This window comes from Sphingomonas sp. Leaf9, from assembly GCF_001421355.1.
Lineage (GTDB): Bacteria > Pseudomonadota > Alphaproteobacteria > Sphingomonadales > Sphingomonadaceae > Sphingomonas.
Genome location: NZ_LMKC01000006.1, coordinates 106,054 through 124,605 on the forward strand (window position 1 = coordinate 106,054; position 18,552 = coordinate 124,605).

Consider the following 18,552-nt stretch of genomic DNA (forward strand, 5'->3'; position numbering starts at 1 on the left):
CCCGGTCAGAACCAGGCGCGCACCCCCGCGACGACGCTGATCCCGCCGCTGTCGCCGCCGCGCGCACGGGCGAAGCGGGCGGTCGCGCCGAAGCGGCGTTCCCACGCCACGCCGATATAGGGCGCGACTTCGCGACGTCCTTCATAGCGCAGGCGCAGGCCCGCCGCGATATCGCTCAGCCCTGCGCCGGTGCCGGTCGCGGCCACGTCCTGCGCCGCGACATTCGCCTCGATCCGGGGTTGCAGCACGACATAGTTGGTGATGCGCTGGTCGTAATAACCCTCGATCCGGCCGAGCAGGTCGCCCTTCGTCGACAGGAACAGCGCGCCGCCGACTTCGAAGAAACCGGGGGCCAGCCCCTCGATCCCCAGCGTCGCATAGGTTTGCGACGGGGCGGGGCGGATATCGTGGCGGATGCCGGCCTGCAGGTTCCAATAGGGATCGAGCGCGCGGGCATAGAGCGCCTGCACCTCCGCCGTACCCACCGCGCGGCCGACATCGCCTTCGCCCTCCGACTTCAGCCACAGCCGGTGGATATCGCCGCCGACCCAGCCCTGCCCCTCCCAGCGATAGCCGTCGCGCCCCTCGCGCAAATGCACCTCGGCGATATCGAGCAGCAGCTGGTGAAAGGTCATGCCGCCATGTTCGCGCGTCAGGTGGTTCGCGCGGGCGGTGGCCATCGCCTGCGCGCCCCAGAACCGGTCGGCCAGGTGATCGCGCGCCGGGGCGGGGGCGGGCTTGTCGCCGGGCGGCAGGTCGGTGCCGACCGGATCGCCCATCCCCACCATGGCGTGCCCGGCATGCGGGTCCGGCATTGTCATGCCGGACATGTCATGACCCGCATGCGGGTCCGGTGCCGCCTCGGGCATCGCCATCCCCGGAATCGCCGACATATCGTGACCCGCATGCGGAACGGGCGTTGTCGCCGGCTTGGGCGACCGCTTCGTCGCGCGCTTCACCGGCGCGGCGGGCCGGGGCTTCGCGGCGGGCTTGCGCGCCGGTTTCGCCGCCGGGCGGGCGGGCATCGTCATGCCGGGCATGTGCATGGAATGGTCCATCGTCTGCGCAACCGCCGGCAGCGGCGACAGCAGCGCGACCCCGACCAGCAGCCGGATCATGCCGCCGCCTCCGCCCGGCGGACCTGCACGACGCGCATCATCCCCGCATGCATGTGATAGAGCATGTGGCAGTGGAACGCCCAGTCGCCTTCCTCGCCGGTCACGTCCCAGCTGACCGTGCCGCCGGGCTGGACCAGCACGGTATGCTTGCGCGGGGCATGGTCGCCCTTGCCGGTCACCAGGTCGAAGAAATGGCCGTGCAGATGGATCGGATGGCCCATCATCGTATCGTTGATGAGCGTGACGCGCACCCGTTCGCCATGCAGCAGCGCGATCGGATCGGGGTTCTCCGACAGCTTCTCGCCATCGAAGCCCCACATATAGCGCTCCATATTCCCGGTCAGGTGCAGCCGAACCTCGCGGTCGGGCGCACGGGTGTCGGGGTTGCGCTCCAGTGCCACGAGGTCGCGATAGGTCAGCACGCGGTGGCCGGCATCGGCCAGGCCCTGTCCCGGGTCCCCCGTGCGGTCGACCGGCATGGGGGAAATGGTCTGCACGCCCGGCCCCTTGCGCACCTCCGGCGCATTCGAAAAGTCGCGCATGTTCATCGCACCCATCGCATGCTCGGCCGCCGGGGCGGGGGCATGCCCCATCGCGGCGTGGTCCATCCCCGCCATGTCGCCGCCGCCATGGTCCATGCCCATGTCCTTCATCGTCGCCAGCGGGCGGGGGCGAAGCGGCGGCACGGCGGCGGCCATGCCGACGCGCGGGGCCAGCGTCGCGCGCGCCATGCCCGACCGGTCGATGCTCTCCCCCACCACGGTATAGGCGCGCAGGTCGCCCGGCACGACGATCGCGTCATAGGTCTCGGCCGGGCCGAACTGGAACTCGTCGATCGCGACCGGCTGCACGTTCAGCCCGTCGGCGGCGACGATCGTCATCGCCAGCCCCGGTATCCGCACGTTGAAGGTCGTCATCGCCGACGCGTTGATGAAGCGCAGCCGCACCCGCTCGCCCGGCGTGAACAGCCCGGTCCAGTTGTCCTGCGGCCCATGGCCGTTGACCAGATAGGTATAGGTCGATCCGGTGACGTCCGCCACATCGGCCGGGTCCATCCGCATCGCGCCCCACATCGCGCGGTCCCTGGCCGACTGGTCACGCCCGGCGAGCAGCCCGGCCAGCGTCTGGCGCTGGCGATTGAAATAGCCCGGCTCCTTCTTCAACTGGTCGAAGATCATGTGCGGATGGCGGAAACTGTGGTCGGACAGCACGATCACGTGCTCGCGGTCGAAACCTACCGGATCGGCCCCCTTCGGATCGATCACGATCGGGCCGTACAGCCCCTCCTGCTCCTGCAACCCCGAATGGCTGTGATACCAATAGGACCCGCTCTGGATCACCGGGAAGTCGTAGGTGAAGCTGGACCGGGCCGGAATGCCCGGAAACGACACGCCTGGCACCCCGTCCATCTGGAACGGCAGCAACAGCCCGTGCCAGTGGAGCGAGGTCGCCTCCTCCAGCGTGTTGACGACGGTGATCCGCGCCCGCTGCCCTTCGCGCAGGCGGATCAGCGGGGCGGGGGAGCTGCCGTTGATCCCGATCGCATGCGCCATCCGCCCGTCGACCTGCCGCATGACATGGCCGATCGTCAGCGTGATGGCATCGCCCGATACGGTCGGCAGCGGTGCGGCGATCCCCGCCGAACCGTCCTGCGCCCAGAGCGGCCACGCACTGCCCAGCGCCAGCGCACCCCCGCCGAGCGTAGCACCGCGCAGCATTTGGCGGCGATCGAGAACAGGCGACATGGACACTCCATCGAACGGGGACACTGTGCCCTACGCGCGGGCGTCCCCGTCCCCTTGGGGCGTGCGCAGTTTTTCGGCCAGCGCCGCGCGGGCGCGGTGAATGCGGGTCTCGACCGCCTTCACCGAAATGCCCAGCAGCGCCGCGACCTCGGCCTGCGGCAGCCCTTCGATGCCGTGCAGGATCAGCGGCGTCTTCAGGTTGTCGGGCAGCGTCGCGATCATCCGCGTCACCCGGTCCAGTTCCTGCCGGTCGGCGGCGCGGTCGTCGATCGCGGCGGCGGGGTCGGGGATCGCCTCGGCCTGTCCGTCATGGTCGAGGCCGAACGACAGGAATCGCCGCACCGCCCGCCGCCGGGCCCAGTCGCGGCATTTGTTGAGCGCGATCGTCGACAGCCATGCCGGCATCGCGCGGGCGCCGTCATAGCGCGCCAGCGCCCGGTGCGCGGCGACGAACGTCTCCTGCACGATGTCCAGCGCCTCGTCGGCATCGCCGGTCCACGCCCGCGCGATGCGGAACACCGCCGCGCGGTGGCGGCGCAGGATTTCGGCAAAGGCCGGTTGCCGCCCGGCGATGCTCAACGCCGCCAGATCGCCATCGGACAGGGTGGACCAGTCGACGCTCACCCCCGACCGTCGGTCAGCGCCTTCACCACCGCCGCGTCGAACCGTGCCGCCTGGTCGGGGCGCAGCAGCCGGCGCATGGCGAACAGATGCGCCAGCGTCGCCTTTTGCAGCGCGCCCATCGCGGCGTGGCTCTGGTCGACGGCGGCGGCGACACGCGGGCCGGCGGCATGTTCGGCGGCGATCGCCTCGGCAAGCCGGGCATTGGCGGCGCGCAGCTCCAGTTCCAGCGCGCGGCGGCGGGCGGCGAACTGCGTCTCCAGCGCCGCGATCCGCTGTTCCTGCGCGGCGTCGAGCGACAATTGGTGGTGCAGCACGTCGTGCAGCGCCGTGCCCCCCGCGTCCTGCACCGGAAAGAGTGCGCGCCCGACGAACACCCCGCCGACCGCCGCGACGAACGCCAGCACGATGCCGAGCGCGAGGTGCGGCTTCCTCATTCGCCGACCAGCAACGTCGAGGGGGCAAGCGGCGATCCGCCCGCCAGCGGCGCCAGCGACGCGGACTGCTGCGCGCCGGCGGGCAATTCCCCGCCGACCATGCCCAGCGTCAGCGCGGCGGCGGCGACCGCACCGATGCCGATCACCCCGCGCCGCGCTTCTGCCCGCGCGGCCACCCGTGCGAACACCGCCGCATCGATCGCGTCCAGCGCATCGGGGGCAGGGGCGTCGGCCAGCCTTGCCAGCATCCGGTCGAGATCGTCCATCCTGTCCACTCCGCAAAGCCCTATCACCCGATACGCACCCGCGCCCAGTGCCCCTCACGCGATGCCGGACGGACGGTCGCGGCTAGAGCGGGAATACCAGCAGCGTCGAGGTCGCCGATGCGCACAGCCGGCCCTTCGCATCGGTCAGCCTGGCCTCCGAAAAGCCGACGCGGCGGCCGAGCGAGACCAGCTTGCCCTCCGCCCGCACCGGCCCGCTCGTCTCGCTCAGCGCCCGGTGGTACGCGACCTTGAGTTCGAGCGTCGTATAGCCCTGCCCCGCGGCAAGGCTGGAATGCACCGCACAGCCGCATGCACTGTCGAGCAGGGTCGCGGCATAGCCGCCATGCACCGACCCGATCGGGTTGAAGACGCGCCGCGTCGGCATCCCTTCGAACACCACCCGGCCGCGTTCCAGTTCGACCAGATAGAATTCCAGCGTCTCGCCGATCGGCGGATGCCGGTTCGCCGCCATCAGCGCGGCCAGCTGATCATGGCCGTCGAGCGCCGCCAGTTCCTCGGTGATGTTCATGCCGCCTGTCCCTCCACTGCGCCGAGCCATGCCCGCGTGTCGGTCAGAATCCGGTCGGACAGCGGGTCGTCGCCGACCGCGCGCGCCAAGATCAGCGCGCCGACCATCGCCGACCAGTTGCCGATCGCGGCGCGGCGGCGCTCGGCATCGCTGTCACCCGGCATCAACGCAGTCAGCCGGTCGATCTGTGCCGACAGGCCCGCCGCCATCGCCGTGCGCGCCGCGGGCTGTTGCGTCCGCAGCAGCCCGGCGAGCGCGGCGGTCGGACAGCCCTGCGCCGCCGCATCGCGGTGCTGCGGCACCAGATAGGCGTCGAGAAACCGGGCGAAGTCGGTCGGCTCACCGGCATCCTGCGATGCCATGCTGTGCGCGACGCTCGCCGCGATCAGCGCGTCCTTCGATGCGAAATGGCCATAGAAGCCGCCATGGGTCAGGCCGGCGGCGCTCATCACATCGGCCACGGTGACCGCATCGAAACCGCGTTCGCGAAAGAGGCGTCCGGCCTCGTAAAGGATGCGCGCGCGGTTCGCGGCCATCTGTTCGCGGGAAACTCGCATGAAAACCTCTCGACGCCGATTGACTCTTAAATGATGGCCATCATATATCACAATTCATGACGCTTGTCATCTAAATCCTGTCACGAAAGCCGATCACCATGTCCAAGCCCAAGGTCCTCATTACCGGCGCGTCCTCCGGCATCGGTGCGGTCTATGCCGACCGTTTCGCGAAGCGAGGGCACGATCTGGTCCTCGTCGCGCGCGATCAGGCGCGGCTCGATGCGCTGGCGGAGCGCCTGCGTGACCAAACCGGGGAGTCGGTAGAGGTCGTGCGTGCCGATCTTGCCACGGAAGCCAATATCGCAGCGGTCGAAACCCGGTTGCGGGACGACGCAACCATCGGCGTGCTTATCAACAATGCCGGCCTGTCGATTGCCGGCAGCTTCGATACGCAGCCGTCGGCCGATCTGGCGAGGCTCGTCGCGGTCAACGCGACGGCGGTGATGCGGCTCGCCCATGCCGTCGCCCCGCGCTTCGTCGCGGCGGGCGAGGGGGCGATCGTGAACCTTGGTTCGGTGGTCGGCTTCGTGCCGGAATTCGGGCAGACCGTCTATGGCGCGACCAAGGCGTTCGTGCTGTTCCTGTCGCAGGGCCTTGCGTACGAACTGGGGCCGAAGGGCGTGTATGTGCAGGCGGTGGTGCCCGCCGCGACCGCGACCGATATCTGGAGCCGTGCCGGCGCCGACGCGTCGCAGATCCCGCCGTTGATGGCGGTCGATGCGCTGGTCGATGCCGCGCTGGTCGGGTTCGACCGGCGCGAGGGCGTTACCATTCCGCCGCTGCACGACGGTGCGCTGTGGGACGCGTATCAGGCGGATCGCGCCGCGATGATCCCCGGCTTCGGCGAAACAGCGCCCGCGCCGCGCTATACGGAGACGGTAGCATGAAGGCCTGGGTCCTCGACCGCTATGGCAAGGGGCAGGCGCTGCGCCTGACCGACCTGCCCGATCCCGCGATCGGCGACCGCGACGTGCTGGTCGCGATTCAAGCGACGGGGCTGAACCCGCTCGACAACAAGATCCGCGACGGCGCGTTCAAGCCGTTCCTGCGCTACAAGCCGCCGTTCGTCCTCGGCCATGATTTCGCGGGCAAGGTCGTGGCGGTGGGCACCGGCGTGCGCGGCTTCAAGGTAGGCGATGCGGTCCACGGCCGTCCGCGCGACGGGCGGATCGGCACGTTCGCAACGCGGATCGCGGTCGATGCGGTCGACGTGGCGAAGGTGCCGGCGAACCTGTCGATGGCACAGGCCGCCGCGCTGCCGCTGGTCGCGCTGACGGCGTGGCAGGCGCTGGTCGAGATCGCGAACGTGCGCGCCGGCCAGAAGGTGCTGATCCATGCCGGTTCGGGCGGGGTGGGCACGATCGCGATCCAGCTGGCCAAGCATCTCGGCGCGACCGTCGCCACCACGACCAGCGCGGCCAATGCCGATCTGGTCCGCGGCCTCGGCGCGGATATCGTGATCGATTACCGGACGCAGGATTTCAGCGAACAGCTCTCGGGCTATGATGTCGTCCTCGCCAGCCTCGATGCCAAGACGCTGGAGAAATCGCTGAAGGTGCTGAAGCCCGGCGGCCGGCTGATCTCGCTCGCGGGACCGCCCGATGCCGCCTTTGCGCGCCAGCAGGGGCTGAACCCGGTGATGGGTCTGGTCATGCGCCTGCTGAGCGCCGGCATCCGCCGCAAGGCAAAGCGGGTGGGCGCCACCTATTCCTTCCTGTTCATGCGCGCCGACGGCGACCAGCTGACCAAATTCGACGCGCTGGTCGAACAGGGCGCGATCCGCCCGGTGATCGACCGGACCTTCCCCTTTACCCAGCTGAACGCGGCGCTCGATCATGTCGACAGCGGCCGGGCAAAGGGCAAGGTGGTGGTCGATGTCGCCTGACGTGCCCCCCATCGCGCAGGACTGGCGGACCACGCCGACCCGCACCATCACCGCTGCCGGCACGCAGTTCGCATACCGGCAGCTGGGCGGCGGGAGCGGCGTGCCGGTCGTGCTGCTGAACCACTGGGGCGCCAATCTCGACAATTTCGATCCGGCGATCGTCTCCGCGCTTGCCGCTGATCGGCCGCTCTATGTGCTCGATTATCGCGGGATCGGGCGCTCGGGTGGTCGCGCGCCGCTGACGATCGCCGAGATGGCCTATGACATGGTGGCGGTCATCGCCGCGCTGCGCCTGCCGTCCGTTGACCTGATCGGCTTCTCGCTGGGCGGTTTCGTCGCGCAGCAGATCGCGCTGGATGCCCCGCGCCTCGTCCGGCGGATGATCCTCGCCGGGACCGGCCCGGCGGGAGGCCGCGGGATCGAGCGCGTCGGCGCGGTATCGTGGCCGCTGATCCTGAAGAACATGGCCCGGCTGCGCGACCCGAAGCACGACCTGTTCTTCACCGCCAGCAACGCGGGACAGACCGCGGCCAAGGCGTTCCTTGCCCGGTTGCAGGAGCGCACGACCGACCGCGACAAGCCGGTCGGGCCACGCGCGTTCCTGCGCCAGTTGCGGGCGATCGTGGCATGGGGGCGGCAACCGCCGCAACCGCTCGAAACGCTCCGGCTGCCGGTACTGGTCGTCAACGGCGATCACGACATCATGGTGCCGACGGCCAATTCGGCGACGCTGGCCGACCATATTCCGGGGGCGCGGCTCGTCCTCTACCCCGATGCCGGTCACGGCGGCATCTTCCAGTATCACGACGCCTTTGTCGGCGAGGCGAAAGCCTTTCTCGGCTGAACCAGCCCATGGCGGGGAATTGCCTGCCCACCAGAGGAGACCACCCATGGACTATCGCACGTTCGGCCGCACCGGCCTGCAGCTGTCGCAGCTTGCGCTGGGCACCGGCAATTTCGGCACCCGCTGGGGCGATGGTGCCGAACCGGATACCGCACGCGCAATCCTCGACGCCTATGCCGATGCCGGCGGCAATTTCATCGACGGGGCCGACGCCTATCAATTCGGCGAGTCGGAAGAGATACTGGGAGAGGCGCTGGCCGGGCGGCGCGACGATTTCGTGCTGGCGACCAAGTTCACCAACGGCGCGGTGCCGCAGCCGGGGCCACTGGCCAAGGGAAACAGCCGCCGCACGATGACGACGGCGGTCGAGGCAAGCCTGCAGCGGCTGCGCACCGACCGGATCGACCTGTTGTGGGTCCACTGGCCCGACGACGTGACCCCGGTCGACGAGATCGTGCGCGGGCTGGACGACCTCGCCCGCGCCGGCAAGATCCTGTACGCCGGGCTGTCCAACTTTCCGGCATGGCGTCTTGTCCGGGCCGCGACGATTGCCGAGTTCACGCGCGCGGTGCCGATCGCGGCGGCGCAGTTCGAACACAGCCTTGTCCACCGCGAGGCGGAGGCGGACCTGTTCCCCGCCACCCGCGCGCTGGGGATCGCCGCGACCACCTGGTCGCCGCTCGGCGGTGGTGTGTTGACCGGCAAGTATCGCAACGGCGAGACGGGCCGCGCCGAGGGATTTGGCGGACGCGTGTTCCAGCCCGAAAACAGTGACCGCCGCACCGCGACGATCGATGCGGTCCTCGCCATCGCCGCCGAACTGGACACCAGCCCCGACCGCGTGGCGCTTGCCTGGGCGATGACGCACGGCAGCGTGCCGATCGTCGGCCCGCGCACCATCGAACAGGCGCGCAGCAATCTCGGCGCGCTCGACCTGCGCCTGTCGGCCGATCAGCTCGAACGGCTCGACCACGCCAGCGGCGGCGCGGCGCTGCGTGGGACAGGCCATGCGCCCCGACCTGTCGCCTGAGAACGGCGGCGGGTACGATCGGCCCCTTTCCCGGCGGATCAAAATCGCCGATGGACGACGGATGACCGAACAGATGCAGGATGGTGGCGATCGGCCGCGGCGCGTTATCGCGGATCAGGTGCCGGAAGACCGCGCGCTGCTGGCGGCGGCCGCCACGATCGGCCGCGACCTCGCCCGGCCCGATCCGCGCATCTACTGGCTCGACATGGTGGTGACCGCCGCGATCGCCTATGGCGCGCTGGCCGCGATGCTGTTGTCGCCGCTCGGCCCGGTGACCATCGTCGCGGCACCGATCGCGATCCTCGCCTTTTACCGGGGGATCAGCTTCATCCACGAACTGTCGCACCTCAAACGCTCGGCGTTGCCGGGGTTCGCGACCGCGTGGAACGTGCTGTTCGGTATCCCGCTGCTGACGCCGGCGTTCCTGTACGACGACGTGCATGTCCTGCACCATGCGCGCACGAACTACGGAACCGAACGTGACCCGGAATATCTGCCGCTGGCATCGATGCGGCGGCACGAGCTGGTCTTTTTCCTGGTGGTTTCGATCCTCGCCCCGTTCGGCCTGCTGGTGCGCTTCGCCCTGCTCGCCCCGCTCAGCCTGTTCAGCCGGCGCCTGCGCCGATGGGTTATCCAGCGCGGATCGGCGCTGGCGATCAATCCGGCGTTTCGCCGCCGCATCCCGACCGACGCCGTGCGCCGCGCGATGATCGTGCAGGAAGCCGCCGCCAGTCTGTGGGCGATCGCGATCGTCGCGCTGACGCTCACCGGGACGATCCGCCTGGGCAACGTCCTGCTGTGCCTTGCCGCGGGATCGGCCGTGGCGCTCGTCAACCAGCTGCGGACCCTCGTCGCCCATCGCTGGGAAAATGACGGCGGCGAACCGCTGAGCCTGACCGGACAATTTCTCGATTCGATCAACGTGCCGCCGCCGGCACTGCTGCCGGCATTATGGGCACCGGTCGGGCTGCGCTATCACGCGCTGCATCACCTGTTGCCGTCGATCCCCTACCACGCGCTCGGCAGCGCCCATCGGCGGCTGCGCGAACGGCTCGGCGAAACCGCTGCGCTTGCCGGGGTGGACCATCCCGGCCTGATCGCCCCGCTGCGCACCGTCTGGGGGGCGGTACCGATCCGCTGACCCTCGTGCGGTGACGAAGCACAGCATCGACCGGCGTCCGCGGGTCAGCGTCACCACCTGCCCATTCGATGACGCAATGATCCGTCCCCCTTTGTGCAGCATGTCGGTCAGCGACTGGTCGACCGATCCCCGCTTCAAAAAAGAATTGGCGCGTCGGTTCGCCTGAACGTCATGATGCCGGACTGTGTCGGAATCAGGAACAAGGTGCACCCCCGCCATGTGGTCTCCGGCTTTTTTCCCGATCGTCCTTGTCGCCGCGCCCGATACGGCAGCGCCGGATGAACAGAGCTGGCGATTCGATGTGCCGCGACAGGCCGGGAACATGCAGTTGCTGGTCGTGAGCAACGGCAGCGTCACACAATGAGCCGTTTTCGCTATGCAACGCTTGCCGCCCTGCTGTCGCTGGCGGCACCGACGATGGCCCGCGACGTGGCAAGGATCGAGCCGGTCCCCGTCGTGACGCTGGCCCGGTCGATTGCGATCGGGTTCGAGACGTTCACCCTGCCCAACGGGCTGCGCGTCGGGGTCCGCACCGATCGCAGCGCCAAGACCGTTGGCGTGCAGGTCGACTATGTAGCCGGATCGACCGCCGAATCATCGGGGAGGACCGGGTTTTCGCATCTGTTCGAGCATCTGACGTCCAACGGGAGCGAGAATGCGCCCGAGAACCATTCGGTGCCGATGCTGAAACTGGGTGCGACGATCAACGGCGTGACGCAGTTTGACCGTATCGCCTTTGCCAACGACGTGCCTGGAACAGACGCTGTTCCTCGAAAGCGACCGGATGGGCTATCTGCTTCGCGCGATCAACCAGACCGAACTCGACGAGCAGCAACGACCTGTATCGCCGCCGCCGGCGATTATGTCGCCCGACAGGTCACACGCTACCGTACGCTGACGCTCGAACTCACACGCAGCGCGCTCCACACTGCGATCGATCCGGCGAAGATGAGCTGGGTCGTGGTCGGCGACGCGGCCGAGGTGCGCGGCGCGCCCGACGCAATCGAGTTGCCGGTGTCGGTCGTCGCGGCAACGATCGCCAAACCGCGACCCTGCCGCGATCATCATTTTGTCACCAACGTTACTCAGGATCGTAAGGAAATTCCCGCCCGGCTCGTCTCCCCTATCATGAAGTGACGTCGCTGGGGCGGCCGGGGGAATGATCATGCATTCAGGCAGTTCGTTCTTTGCGTTTCTTACGGGAGCGGCGATGATGACGGTCGCTCCCGCCACCTTTGCGCGGCAACAGGCGCAGTCGGTTCCAACGTTCGACCTGTCGGCCCAGCCTGCAGATACCGTCATTCCCGCGCTGGCTCGGCAGGGTGGCATCCAGATCCTGGTCGACGGGGCGGTGGTGCGCGGCGTTCGGACAAGCGCGGTGGCCTCGTCGATGATGGTAAGGATGCGGATCTTGCGCCCGTCGCGGGTACGCCCCTCGATGAAGTCGTATGCCCATACATTGCCCAGATATTCCGGCTGCAGTCTGATGCACGAACCGTCGTTCAGCCACAGCCCCCCGCGGTTCGGCTGCTTCTGCGGGACCTTCAACCGTTCGCGCCGCCAAATCCGTTCCACCCACTTGTGGTTCACCGACCAGCCAGCGGCTATTCAACAACGCAGTCACCCGGCGCGATAGCCGTAGTGCCCGTACTGCTTGGCCAGCGCGACGATATCGTCGGTCAGCGCCTTTTCGTCATCCGCCCCGCACGGAAAGTTCCGCTATATTGATCGATGCTGCCCGAGCACGCGGCATACACCCGGCTTGCATATATCCAGCACCGCCCGAACCCGGTCGATGCCTTGCAGGGTTCAAAAGGTTCCCTTTGCATTCGGGCTATGATCCATCCCGCGGATAGATCATTCACGCCCTCATCCCGAAGGACCAACTTGTCCAGTGCCAAGTCCGAGATTGCGCGTCGCAGGCGGGCGTTCTTCTTCTCCGGATCATTCATTCGCCACGCCTGATCCGTCTTTAGGCCGCCACATTCCTTGCACCAGCGATAATAGGTCTGCTCGCTGACCGCGATTCGCCAGCAGGTCTCGGCGGTCGTCCCGTCCTGACTCAGCAGGATCTCAACCTCACGCAGCCTCCCAATAATTTCCTTAGGCTTGCGCTTCTTGGCTGGCTTTCGTCGTCCCTCCCTTGGTCCAGACTGTCATAGTCGGTGGACCACTCAAAAGGGTGCAGCGCAAGCGCGGTCGACGTGGACGAGCGAGTCCTGCCAATGCACGTCAGTGGGATGCTCAATCAGAAGTACATTTTGCGTACCCGTCAGCCATTCTCACGCGGCATCGGGCGTGTTAGCCGGTTTGCGCCACCCGGTCCGTCCCGGGCGGTGAGGCGTAGGAACCTCAGGTCATTGCAGCCGGTCGACAACAGGTGTCGGCCGGGTGGCCGTCACGCATGTCCAGGGCTCGCCTAAAGGTGGCGGCGCCTTGTGCAATGCAGGGTTCCTAACACCCGGCTCCACGGGCCGGAGACCGCCTCCTGACGACAGGGGAGGTGGATATGGTTCCAGGATCTTCAACAACAGCCTCGATGCTTGCCACGGCCTTGCTGGCAGTGGTTCCCGGCAGTGGCGTTCCAGCATCCGGCATCGCCGACTTTCTGACGACCATCGGCGGCGATACCGAGATCGGGACCAGTGGGTCGATGCTCTCCGATCCGTCGCCACAGCTCTACCCACTGGCGCGCGATAGCAGCGAGATCATCGGCTATCGTTTCTTCGCCGAAAAACTGGCCGCCAACGGCTCCGCCACGGCCGAACGGGCAAAGGCAGCGTTTGCGCAGGAGTGTGCTGCCAAGGGCGGCCATATCGAGCCCGAGGGCGGCACGGTAGCGCGCGGCTTCCGGGAACGCGTGCTGGGTCGCAGGCTGCCGCCACGGGGCAGCTACAAGCATTTCTGGTCGGGAGTGTCGGCGGTGTGTGCCCGCAGCCCGTCCGAGGTCATGACGCCCAGGCTTCCAGCTCGAATGTGGTCGCCATGTCGATCCGATCCGCAAGCCCGCGAGCAAGTCGGTGGGCATAGGGATCGCGCAGGCAGACCGCAGCGGCCTCCGAGCCCGTCCCGCCGGATATGGCAAGGAAACGGCCCCGGCCCCTGTGAAACCGATCTTGATGTGTCGTGCCGGGTGGATTGTAGATCAGGACCGGCGTGTCGGACACTAGCGGCGCACCGACCGCCGACGACATATAACCACCTGCCAGTACCAGCACGAAATGTGCTTCGTCATGGCTGTGTCGGCGGACTTCCTCTTCTGGCGCGTTCGCGCTCAGCAGATGGAAACTGAAATTTGCGGTCTGCCGCCCCGCCGGGCCGCTACCCCAGAAATCTGTTCTGCCCCGTCTGATGACCATTCAAAGGGTGTGCATCATCTATGATTGTCGCGCTATCCAAGATACCCGGCACGTCCCTCCCGCGCGCGACGGGAAATCGAGAAGCTTTTCGCGTTCCTGAAATTAGACTCCGTACGCGACACCCGCGAATGACAGCTGTCGGCTGAACCCGCGGGGCGGCGAGGCCGCCGTGGATGGCAGATCTGTCCCACTTCACGTCGTTCCGCGCCAGCCTCCGCGGCCCCTCGGGGGCGCAATCAATTCACATGGACGAACGAGCGAAGTTGGGAACCGCAACATGGCCGCTGAATGGCCGGAACTGGGTCTCGGCCGCCGTCCCGGAACGCCGTTGTCCGACCCCGCCGCACCTTCCCACCACATGTACCCAATTAAGAATGGTTAAGTTTACCCCCTAACGATTGAGCAGTCGTTCGAATCTATCGAGCGGGCATCCTTGTTCACCCTCCTGCGCTGGGTCGCGCATCTCGCCGCCTTTGGGCGCATGTCGGACGTGATCGACCGGGTGGAGGACGCGGCATGTTCCGCGATGCGCACCTTCGCCAAGGACCCTCACAGCGGGGAACGACCGCCGGTGCCGCTTCCCGCCGGTGCGCGGCCGGTGCTGCCGGACGGAATTGGATACGTGACGTACATCGATTTCGATCGCCTCGTCGCACAGGCCCGGCAGCGCGACATCACCGTGCACGTCGCGGCGATCCCCGGCACGTTGGTGCACAAGGGTCGGCCGCTGCTCCACGTCGTGGGTGGCGATGACCTTGAACGGGACAGCGATCTTGTAAAAGCCTTCACGATCGAGCGGCATCGCGATTTCGACCATGACCCCCGGCTCGGCCTGATCGCGCTGGGCGAGATCGCGGGGCGGGCGCTCGCCCCTGCCACCAACGATCCCGGCACAGCGGTGGAGGTGTTGAACGCCCTCTTTCGCACCCTGACCCAACTGCCCGCGCATGGCGCGGTGCCGGACGATGATCTGCCGCCCATTCATATGGTGCGCCCCTCCATTGAGGAAATGGTTCGCGCCGGCTTCGCGCCGATCGTCCGGGAGGGTGCGGGTGATGAGGAAGTGGCGATACGCGCGTTCAAGATATTGCTCGGGCTTAGGGAAACGCTGCCCCACGCCGGGGAGGTCACACGAGCGCTCACCGATGAATTGGCGGAGAATGTCGCGCGGGTGATGCTCGACACAGCGGCCGCGGCCAAGATGTTGGCCGTTCGTGGAGATAACTTTTAGCGGTCGTGCCGAAATATTACCCCGAAGGGAACGCCCAGAGCGTCCCGCGCACCGTTCGTTTGTGGGAAAGCAACGGCATTTAAAAATTGGAGCCTAAGAACCAAAACCCGGCCAGACCCGTTCATCCGGGATGACCATCTCAACAGAGCCCTACGCCCTGATCGTGGATGACGACCCGATCATCCTTATGGACCTTGATGGCATCCTCGCAGACGCAGGGTTCCGTTGTTACGAGGCCGATAACGGCGATGCCGCGATCGTGATGCTGCCCGAGTATGCGGCGAACATCACGCTGCTGTTTTCCGATGTCGAAATGCCGGGCGATGCGAACGGCTTCGCACTTGCCCGTCATGTCGCGAAAAACTACCCGTGGATTGAAATCGTAATCGCGAGCGGTCGGATCAAGCCGGAGGGCGGAGACATGCCCGATCGCGCTACGTTTCTGAGCAAACCGTTCAGTGCGCAGATGGTGCATAACCACCTCCGCAATACGCTACCTGACGGGAAAAAGCCCGAGCCGCTTAAGCACAAGGTTTAAGCGGGCAATCGATGCTTCCGGTACCGTGAACGTTTACGGATGCTGGCTCATATGACCGGACACGCCCGCCTGAGCATTTCACATTTCGTTTTCATTCCACTACATCGAAGGTCCAGCCTGCCGGGGGCAGGGTTTGTCGAACATCGAAGTCGAGGAAGCGGCGGCTGGAATGGCCATAGGAGCAGATACTGATGCGGCCGGGAGCGTTCGCGACGCGGCACGCATGATCGACCTGATTGCTGCTTTCGATTGGAAGGCGACGCCGTTGGGTGCGAGAGCGGCCTGGCCGGCGACGCTCCGCATCACTGTCGACACGATGCTTGCTTCACTGCACCCCATGTGTGTGATCTGGGGACCGGAGCGCATCCTCCTCTACAATGACGGCTACGCGCCGATCCTAGGCGGGCGCCATCCTGACGCATTAGGGCGTCCCACGGCCGGTGTATGGCCCGAACTGTGGAGCGATCTCGGACCGCTGATCGATCGCGTGTTTGCCGGCGAGAGCGTGGCCTTCCGCAATCAGCCGTTTGCGATGACGCGCAACGGTTACATCGAAGACACGTGGTACGACTTCGCTTACTCGCCCGTGCGGGACGAAGCTGGCGAGATAGCAGGCCTGCTGAACGTCACCTCGGATTCAACGTCGCGGGTAATGGCAAAGCGCGACCGTGACGCTGCGACCGTGAAGCTGTCAGACAATGAGGCCAAGTGGCGAGGCTTGTTTGAAACGCTGGAAGAGGGCTTCATCCTCGGCGAAGTCGTGCGCGACGAGGGCGGTCGCATCATCGACTGGCGCTACGATGAGGTGAATAACGCCTGGTATGATCTGGTGGACGTCGAGCGCGGCTGTGCGATCGGGCGGACCATTCGCGAGGTGTTCCCCGGTATCGAGGACGAATGGGTGATGGAGTTCGCCCGTGTCGTCGAGACGGGCAAGGCTGTTCGATTCACCCGGCAGGTGGGCAACCTTCAGCGCTGGTATGACGGTGTGTGCCAACCGGCGGGCGGTGATCGGTTCACCGTTCTTTTCCTGGAGGTAACCGACCGCATCAAATCGGACGAACGACGCGAGGCGTTGGCCGAGCTCGGGCGCGCCTTGACGGCGCTGACCAATACGGATGCGATGGCGCGGGCATCAATGGCGATCATCGGGCGAACCCTCGATGTATGTCGTGTCGGTTACGGAACGATTGCGGGCGACGGTGAGACGCTGGCCGTTGCCGAGGATTGGACCGCGAAGGGCTATGACAGCCTTGCCGGGTCGCACTGCCTCAAGGATTTCGGCGGCTACGCAGACGACCTTCGCGAAGGCCGCACCGTTGTCATTCCCGATGTGCGCCTTGATCCGCGCACGTCCGCTAATCCAGCACCGCTTGAAAGCGTGGCGGTGCGGAGTCTGGTCAACCGCCCGATGGTTGAAAAAGGTCGGACGGTCGCGGTCCTCTACGTCAACGACGACGAGCCGCGAGAATGGACTCCGGAAGAGCTGGCGTTCATCGCCGATGCCGGTAACCGCACGCGCACCGCCCTTGAACGACGCAGGGCCGAGGAGCAGGCGAAGGAAACCGCCAGCTTCCTGCAAAGCGTGCTGGCCGCATCGACCGATTGCATCAAGGTGCTCGAACTCGACGGCACCCTGTCCTTCATGAGCGAGGGCGGCATGAAGGTGATGGAAATCAGCGACTTCAACGCCGTGCGGGGCTGCCCATGGCCGAGTTTCCTGCGGGAGGATGGCTCGCAATATGCTAAAGATGCCATCGAGGCGGCGAAGCGAGGGGAAACGACCCATTTCGAGGTGCCCGCCGATACCTATCTGGGGACCGCCAAATATTGGTCGGTGTCGGTATCGCCGATTCCCGGCCCGGATGGCGAGGTTGCCCGCATCCTCTCGGTGTCGCGTGACCACACCGAACTACACAAGGGGCAAGAGCAGCAGCGGCTGCTCAACGAAGAGCTGGCGCATCGCATCAAGAACACCATGAGCGTCGTGCAGGCGATTGCACACCAGACGCTGAACAAGGTTGGGGACCAAGAGGCGGTTAGCTCGTTCGGCAAGCGATTGGCCGCGCTTGCCTCGGCGCATGATGTGCTGACCAGGGACCAATGGTCTACCGCGCGGTTGGGTGACGTTGCCAAGGGAGCGTTGGCGACCTTCGGCGAGGATCGGTTCCTGCTGTCCGGTTCTGACGTGACGATCGGGCCGCGGGCAACGCTGTCGCTGACCCTCATGCTGCATGAGCTGGCGACAAACGCCGCCAAATACGGGGCGCTGACAGTGCCCGGCGGCAAGGTGTCGGTGACCTGGGCTGTTCGCCGCAACGGCGACGAGGACATGCTTGATCTGAGCTGGACGGAGCGTGGCGGACCGCCAGCGACAGAGCCAACCCGCAAGGGTTTCGGATCGCGGCTTATTCGTATGGGTCTGAACGGCTCCGGGGGCGTTACGCTTCGGTATGAGCCAGAGGGCCTTACGGTGGAGGCCACTGCACCATTGTATCAGGTTCAAGAGGCGTAGCGCGTAAGTACATCACATGGGACAGTCTCAACCCCTTACACGATGGCCGGTGCTCGTAGTCGAGGACGAGCCGATCTTGCGGCTCGACGCGATCAGCATGATCGAGAACGCCGGCTTCGAAGCAGTTGAAGCCTTGAGCAGCGCCGACGCCATCCGGTTGCTCGAGGAGCGCCTCGACATTCGTCTGGTCTACATGGACCTCGACATGCCGCGCAGCCGCAAGGGCATCGAGATCGCAGCCGCAATCCGTAAGCGCTGGCCTCCGATCGAGATCATCCTGACCGCCGCCTATTTCACGCGAGAAAGTGTTCAGCTTCCTGACCGGGCCGAGTTCTATCCCAAGCCAGTCGATCGCGACGAGATCGTGGGTGCGATGCGTCGTTTGATGGAGCACCAGAGTCCTGCAGCAGGTGCCGGACCTGCTTAAATCAAAGATTGTCGTAAACACTTTTGAAATTGGAACAGTGTTGGCTGTCCCAAACAATGACCATAAACTCGATGCATAGACCGCTAGCCGTCGAATGGTGGCGATATGATCGGCAAACCCTAAGTGCGAAGGCAAAGCCGTTAACTAGCCTGCTGATGCAGGAACTCGTCGGCACTTATGACGATGGCGGCAGGACGGTCATGTTGACCTCGGAGGGCGGCATTGAAGGACGGCATCCTGACACATCGGCGGGACTGTTGTTTGCTCCTCGTCGCTTCAGATCATGCGCTGCGGCCCTTTTCAGCTCCA

The 18,552-nt window shown here is 66.2% G+C and carries 18 protein-coding genes and 2 pseudogenes; 10 read left to right on the plus strand and 10 right to left on the minus strand.

Annotated elements, in window-relative coordinates:
• Positions 1 to 5 precede the first annotated feature (5 nt).
• The 7 genes from ASE58_RS16500 to ASE58_RS16530 all read right to left on the minus strand — a co-directional run bounded on the left by ASE58_RS16500 (position 6) and on the right by ASE58_RS16530 (position 5,273).
• Positions 6 to 1,118, minus strand: coding sequence for a copper resistance protein B (locus ASE58_RS16500; RefSeq protein WP_055823796.1), 1,113 nt, complete (start codon positions 1,116 to 1,118; stop codon positions 6 to 8).
• The gene (locus ASE58_RS16505; RefSeq protein WP_082468183.1) at positions 1,115 to 2,863 is read right to left on the minus strand and encodes a copper resistance system multicopper oxidase; all 1,749 of its coding nucleotides are present in this window, start codon (positions 2,861 to 2,863) and stop codon (positions 1,115 to 1,117) included. Before ASE58_RS16505 ends, ASE58_RS16500 begins: the two co-directional genes overlap by 4 nt.
• Positions 2,864 to 2,893: 30 nt before the next feature.
• Positions 2,894 to 3,487 carry an RNA polymerase sigma factor gene (locus ASE58_RS16510; RefSeq protein ID WP_055823801.1) on the minus strand — a complete coding sequence of 198 codons (594 nt, stop codon included), beginning with the start codon at positions 3,485 to 3,487 and terminating at the stop codon, positions 2,894 to 2,896.
• Complete coding sequence (locus ASE58_RS16515) at positions 3,484 to 3,921, minus strand: periplasmic heavy metal sensor (protein WP_055763857.1); 438 nt, start codon at positions 3,919 to 3,921, stop codon at positions 3,484 to 3,486. The genes ASE58_RS16510 and ASE58_RS16515 overlap by 4 nt, the downstream gene beginning before the upstream one ends.
• Complete coding sequence (locus ASE58_RS16520) at positions 3,918 to 4,187, minus strand: hypothetical protein (protein WP_055763855.1); 270 nt, start codon at positions 4,185 to 4,187, stop codon at positions 3,918 to 3,920. Before ASE58_RS16520 ends, ASE58_RS16515 begins: the two co-directional genes overlap by 4 nt.
• A gap of 82 nt (positions 4,188 to 4,269) precedes the next feature.
• The gene (locus ASE58_RS16525) at positions 4,270 to 4,716 is read right to left on the minus strand and encodes a PaaI family thioesterase (RefSeq protein WP_055763853.1); all 447 of its coding nucleotides are present in this window, start codon (positions 4,714 to 4,716) and stop codon (positions 4,270 to 4,272) included.
• Complete coding sequence (locus tag ASE58_RS16530) at positions 4,713 to 5,273, minus strand: TetR/AcrR family transcriptional regulator (RefSeq protein WP_055823804.1); 561 nt, start codon at positions 5,271 to 5,273, stop codon at positions 4,713 to 4,715. Before ASE58_RS16530 ends, ASE58_RS16525 begins: the two co-directional genes overlap by 4 nt.
• 98 nt (positions 5,274 to 5,371) lie before the next feature.
• Between ASE58_RS16530 and ASE58_RS16535 the strand changes: the two genes are divergently transcribed.
• The 6 genes from ASE58_RS16535 to ASE58_RS16560 all read left to right on the plus strand — a co-directional run bounded on the left by ASE58_RS16535 (position 5,372) and on the right by ASE58_RS16560 (position 11,310).
• A complete protein-coding gene (locus ASE58_RS16535) occupies positions 5,372 to 6,160 on the plus strand; it encodes an SDR family NAD(P)-dependent oxidoreductase (RefSeq protein ID WP_055823807.1) in 789 nt (262 codons plus the stop codon).
• On the plus strand, positions 6,157 to 7,158 hold the full coding sequence (locus ASE58_RS16540; protein ID WP_055823810.1) for an NADP-dependent oxidoreductase: 1,002 nt from the start codon (positions 6,157 to 6,159) through the stop codon (positions 7,156 to 7,158). The genes ASE58_RS16535 and ASE58_RS16540 overlap by 4 nt, the downstream gene beginning before the upstream one ends.
• A complete protein-coding gene (locus ASE58_RS16545) occupies positions 7,148 to 8,002 on the plus strand; it encodes an alpha/beta fold hydrolase (RefSeq protein WP_200909391.1) in 855 nt (284 codons plus the stop codon). The genes ASE58_RS16540 and ASE58_RS16545 overlap by 11 nt, the downstream gene beginning before the upstream one ends.
• Before the next feature lie 46 nt (positions 8,003 to 8,048).
• On the plus strand, positions 8,049 to 9,032 hold the full coding sequence (locus ASE58_RS16550) for an aldo/keto reductase (protein ID WP_055823816.1): 984 nt from the start codon (positions 8,049 to 8,051) through the stop codon (positions 9,030 to 9,032).
• 61 nt (positions 9,033 to 9,093) lie between these two features.
• Positions 9,094 to 10,173: a fatty acid desaturase family protein gene (locus ASE58_RS16555; RefSeq protein WP_055823817.1), complete on the plus strand. Its 1,080-nt coding sequence runs from the start codon at positions 9,094 to 9,096 to the stop codon at positions 10,171 to 10,173.
• Between the two features lie 360 nt (positions 10,174 to 10,533).
• Complete coding sequence (locus tag ASE58_RS16560) at positions 10,534 to 11,310, plus strand: insulinase family protein (protein WP_055823821.1); 777 nt, start codon at positions 10,534 to 10,536, stop codon at positions 11,308 to 11,310.
• Between the two features lie 240 nt (positions 11,311 to 11,550).
• Here the strand turns inward: ASE58_RS16560 and ASE58_RS18605 are convergent.
• The 3 genes and pseudogenes from ASE58_RS18605 to ASE58_RS17655 form a co-directional block, all read right to left on the minus strand.
• Positions 11,551 to 11,970 (minus strand): annotated as a pseudogene (locus ASE58_RS18605) (IS3 family transposase); the annotation flags it as partial.
• Between the two features lie 79 nt (positions 11,971 to 12,049).
• A pseudogene (locus tag ASE58_RS18610) lies at positions 12,050 to 12,272 on the minus strand (transposase); the annotation flags it as partial.
• 849 nt (positions 12,273 to 13,121) lie between these two features.
• The gene (locus ASE58_RS17655) at positions 13,122 to 13,532 is read right to left on the minus strand and encodes an AraC family ligand binding domain-containing protein (RefSeq protein WP_082457211.1); all 411 of its coding nucleotides are present in this window, start codon (positions 13,530 to 13,532) and stop codon (positions 13,122 to 13,124) included.
• Positions 13,533 to 13,965: 433 nt separating this feature from the next.
• On the opposite strand from ASE58_RS17655, the gene ASE58_RS16570 reads away from it, so the two are divergent.
• From ASE58_RS16570 to ASE58_RS16585, 4 genes are all read left to right on the plus strand, one after another.
• Positions 13,966 to 14,763: a DUF2254 family protein gene (locus ASE58_RS16570; protein ID WP_055823827.1), complete on the plus strand. Its 798-nt coding sequence runs from the start codon at positions 13,966 to 13,968 to the stop codon at positions 14,761 to 14,763.
• A 163-nt stretch (positions 14,764 to 14,926) separates the two neighbouring features.
• On the plus strand, positions 14,927 to 15,301 hold the full coding sequence (locus tag ASE58_RS16575) for a response regulator (protein WP_235511967.1): 375 nt from the start codon (positions 14,927 to 14,929) through the stop codon (positions 15,299 to 15,301).
• A gap of 223 nt (positions 15,302 to 15,524) precedes the next feature.
• Positions 15,525 to 17,816, plus strand: coding sequence for a PAS domain-containing sensor histidine kinase (locus ASE58_RS17660; RefSeq protein WP_082468187.1), 2,292 nt, complete (start codon positions 15,525 to 15,527; stop codon positions 17,814 to 17,816).
• A 49-nt stretch (positions 17,817 to 17,865) separates the two neighbouring features.
• The gene (locus ASE58_RS16585; protein ID WP_235513660.1) at positions 17,866 to 18,243 is read left to right on the plus strand and encodes a response regulator; all 378 of its coding nucleotides are present in this window, start codon (positions 17,866 to 17,868) and stop codon (positions 18,241 to 18,243) included.
• Positions 18,244 to 18,552 lie beyond the last annotated feature (309 nt).

What these genes read in the sequence shown, in the direction of transcription:
- ASE58_RS16500 (WP_055823796.1), bottom strand. Translation starts at nt 1,118, where the DNA reads ATGATCCGGCTGCTGGTCGGGGTCGCGCTGCTGTCGCCGCTGCCGGCG.
- ASE58_RS16505 (WP_082468183.1), bottom strand. Translation starts at nt 2,863, where the DNA reads ATGTCGCCTGTTCTCGATCGCCGCCAAATGCTGCGCGGTGCTACGCTC.
- ASE58_RS16515 (WP_055763857.1), bottom strand. Translation starts at nt 3,921, where the DNA reads ATGAGGAAGCCGCACCTCGCGCTCGGCATCGTGCTGGCGTTCGTCGCG.
- ASE58_RS16520 (WP_055763855.1), bottom strand. Translation starts at nt 4,187, where the DNA reads ATGGACGATCTCGACCGGATGCTGGCAAGGCTGGCCGACGCCCCTGCC.
- ASE58_RS16525 (WP_055763853.1), bottom strand. Translation starts at nt 4,716, where the DNA reads ATGAACATCACCGAGGAACTGGCGGCGCTCGACGGCCATGATCAGCTG.
- ASE58_RS16530 (WP_055823804.1), bottom strand. Translation starts at nt 5,273, where the DNA reads ATGCGAGTTTCCCGCGAACAGATGGCCGCGAACCGCGCGCGCATCCTT.
- ASE58_RS16535 (WP_055823807.1), top strand. Translation starts at nt 5,372, where the DNA reads ATGTCCAAGCCCAAGGTCCTCATTACCGGCGCGTCCTCCGGCATCGGT.
- ASE58_RS16540 (WP_055823810.1), top strand. Translation starts at nt 6,157, where the DNA reads ATGAAGGCCTGGGTCCTCGACCGCTATGGCAAGGGGCAGGCGCTGCGC.
- ASE58_RS16545 (WP_200909391.1), top strand. Translation starts at nt 7,148, where the DNA reads ATGTCGCCTGACGTGCCCCCCATCGCGCAGGACTGGCGGACCACGCCG.
- ASE58_RS16550 (WP_055823816.1), top strand. Translation starts at nt 8,049, where the DNA reads ATGGACTATCGCACGTTCGGCCGCACCGGCCTGCAGCTGTCGCAGCTT.
- ASE58_RS16555 (WP_055823817.1), top strand. Translation starts at nt 9,094, where the DNA reads ATGACCGAACAGATGCAGGATGGTGGCGATCGGCCGCGGCGCGTTATC.
- ASE58_RS16560 (WP_055823821.1), top strand. Translation starts at nt 10,534, where the DNA reads ATGAGCCGTTTTCGCTATGCAACGCTTGCCGCCCTGCTGTCGCTGGCG.
- ASE58_RS17655 (WP_082457211.1), bottom strand. Translation starts at nt 13,532, where the DNA reads ATGGTCATCAGACGGGGCAGAACAGATTTCTGGGGTAGCGGCCCGGCG.
- ASE58_RS17660 (WP_082468187.1), top strand. Translation starts at nt 15,525, where the DNA reads ATGATCGACCTGATTGCTGCTTTCGATTGGAAGGCGACGCCGTTGGGT.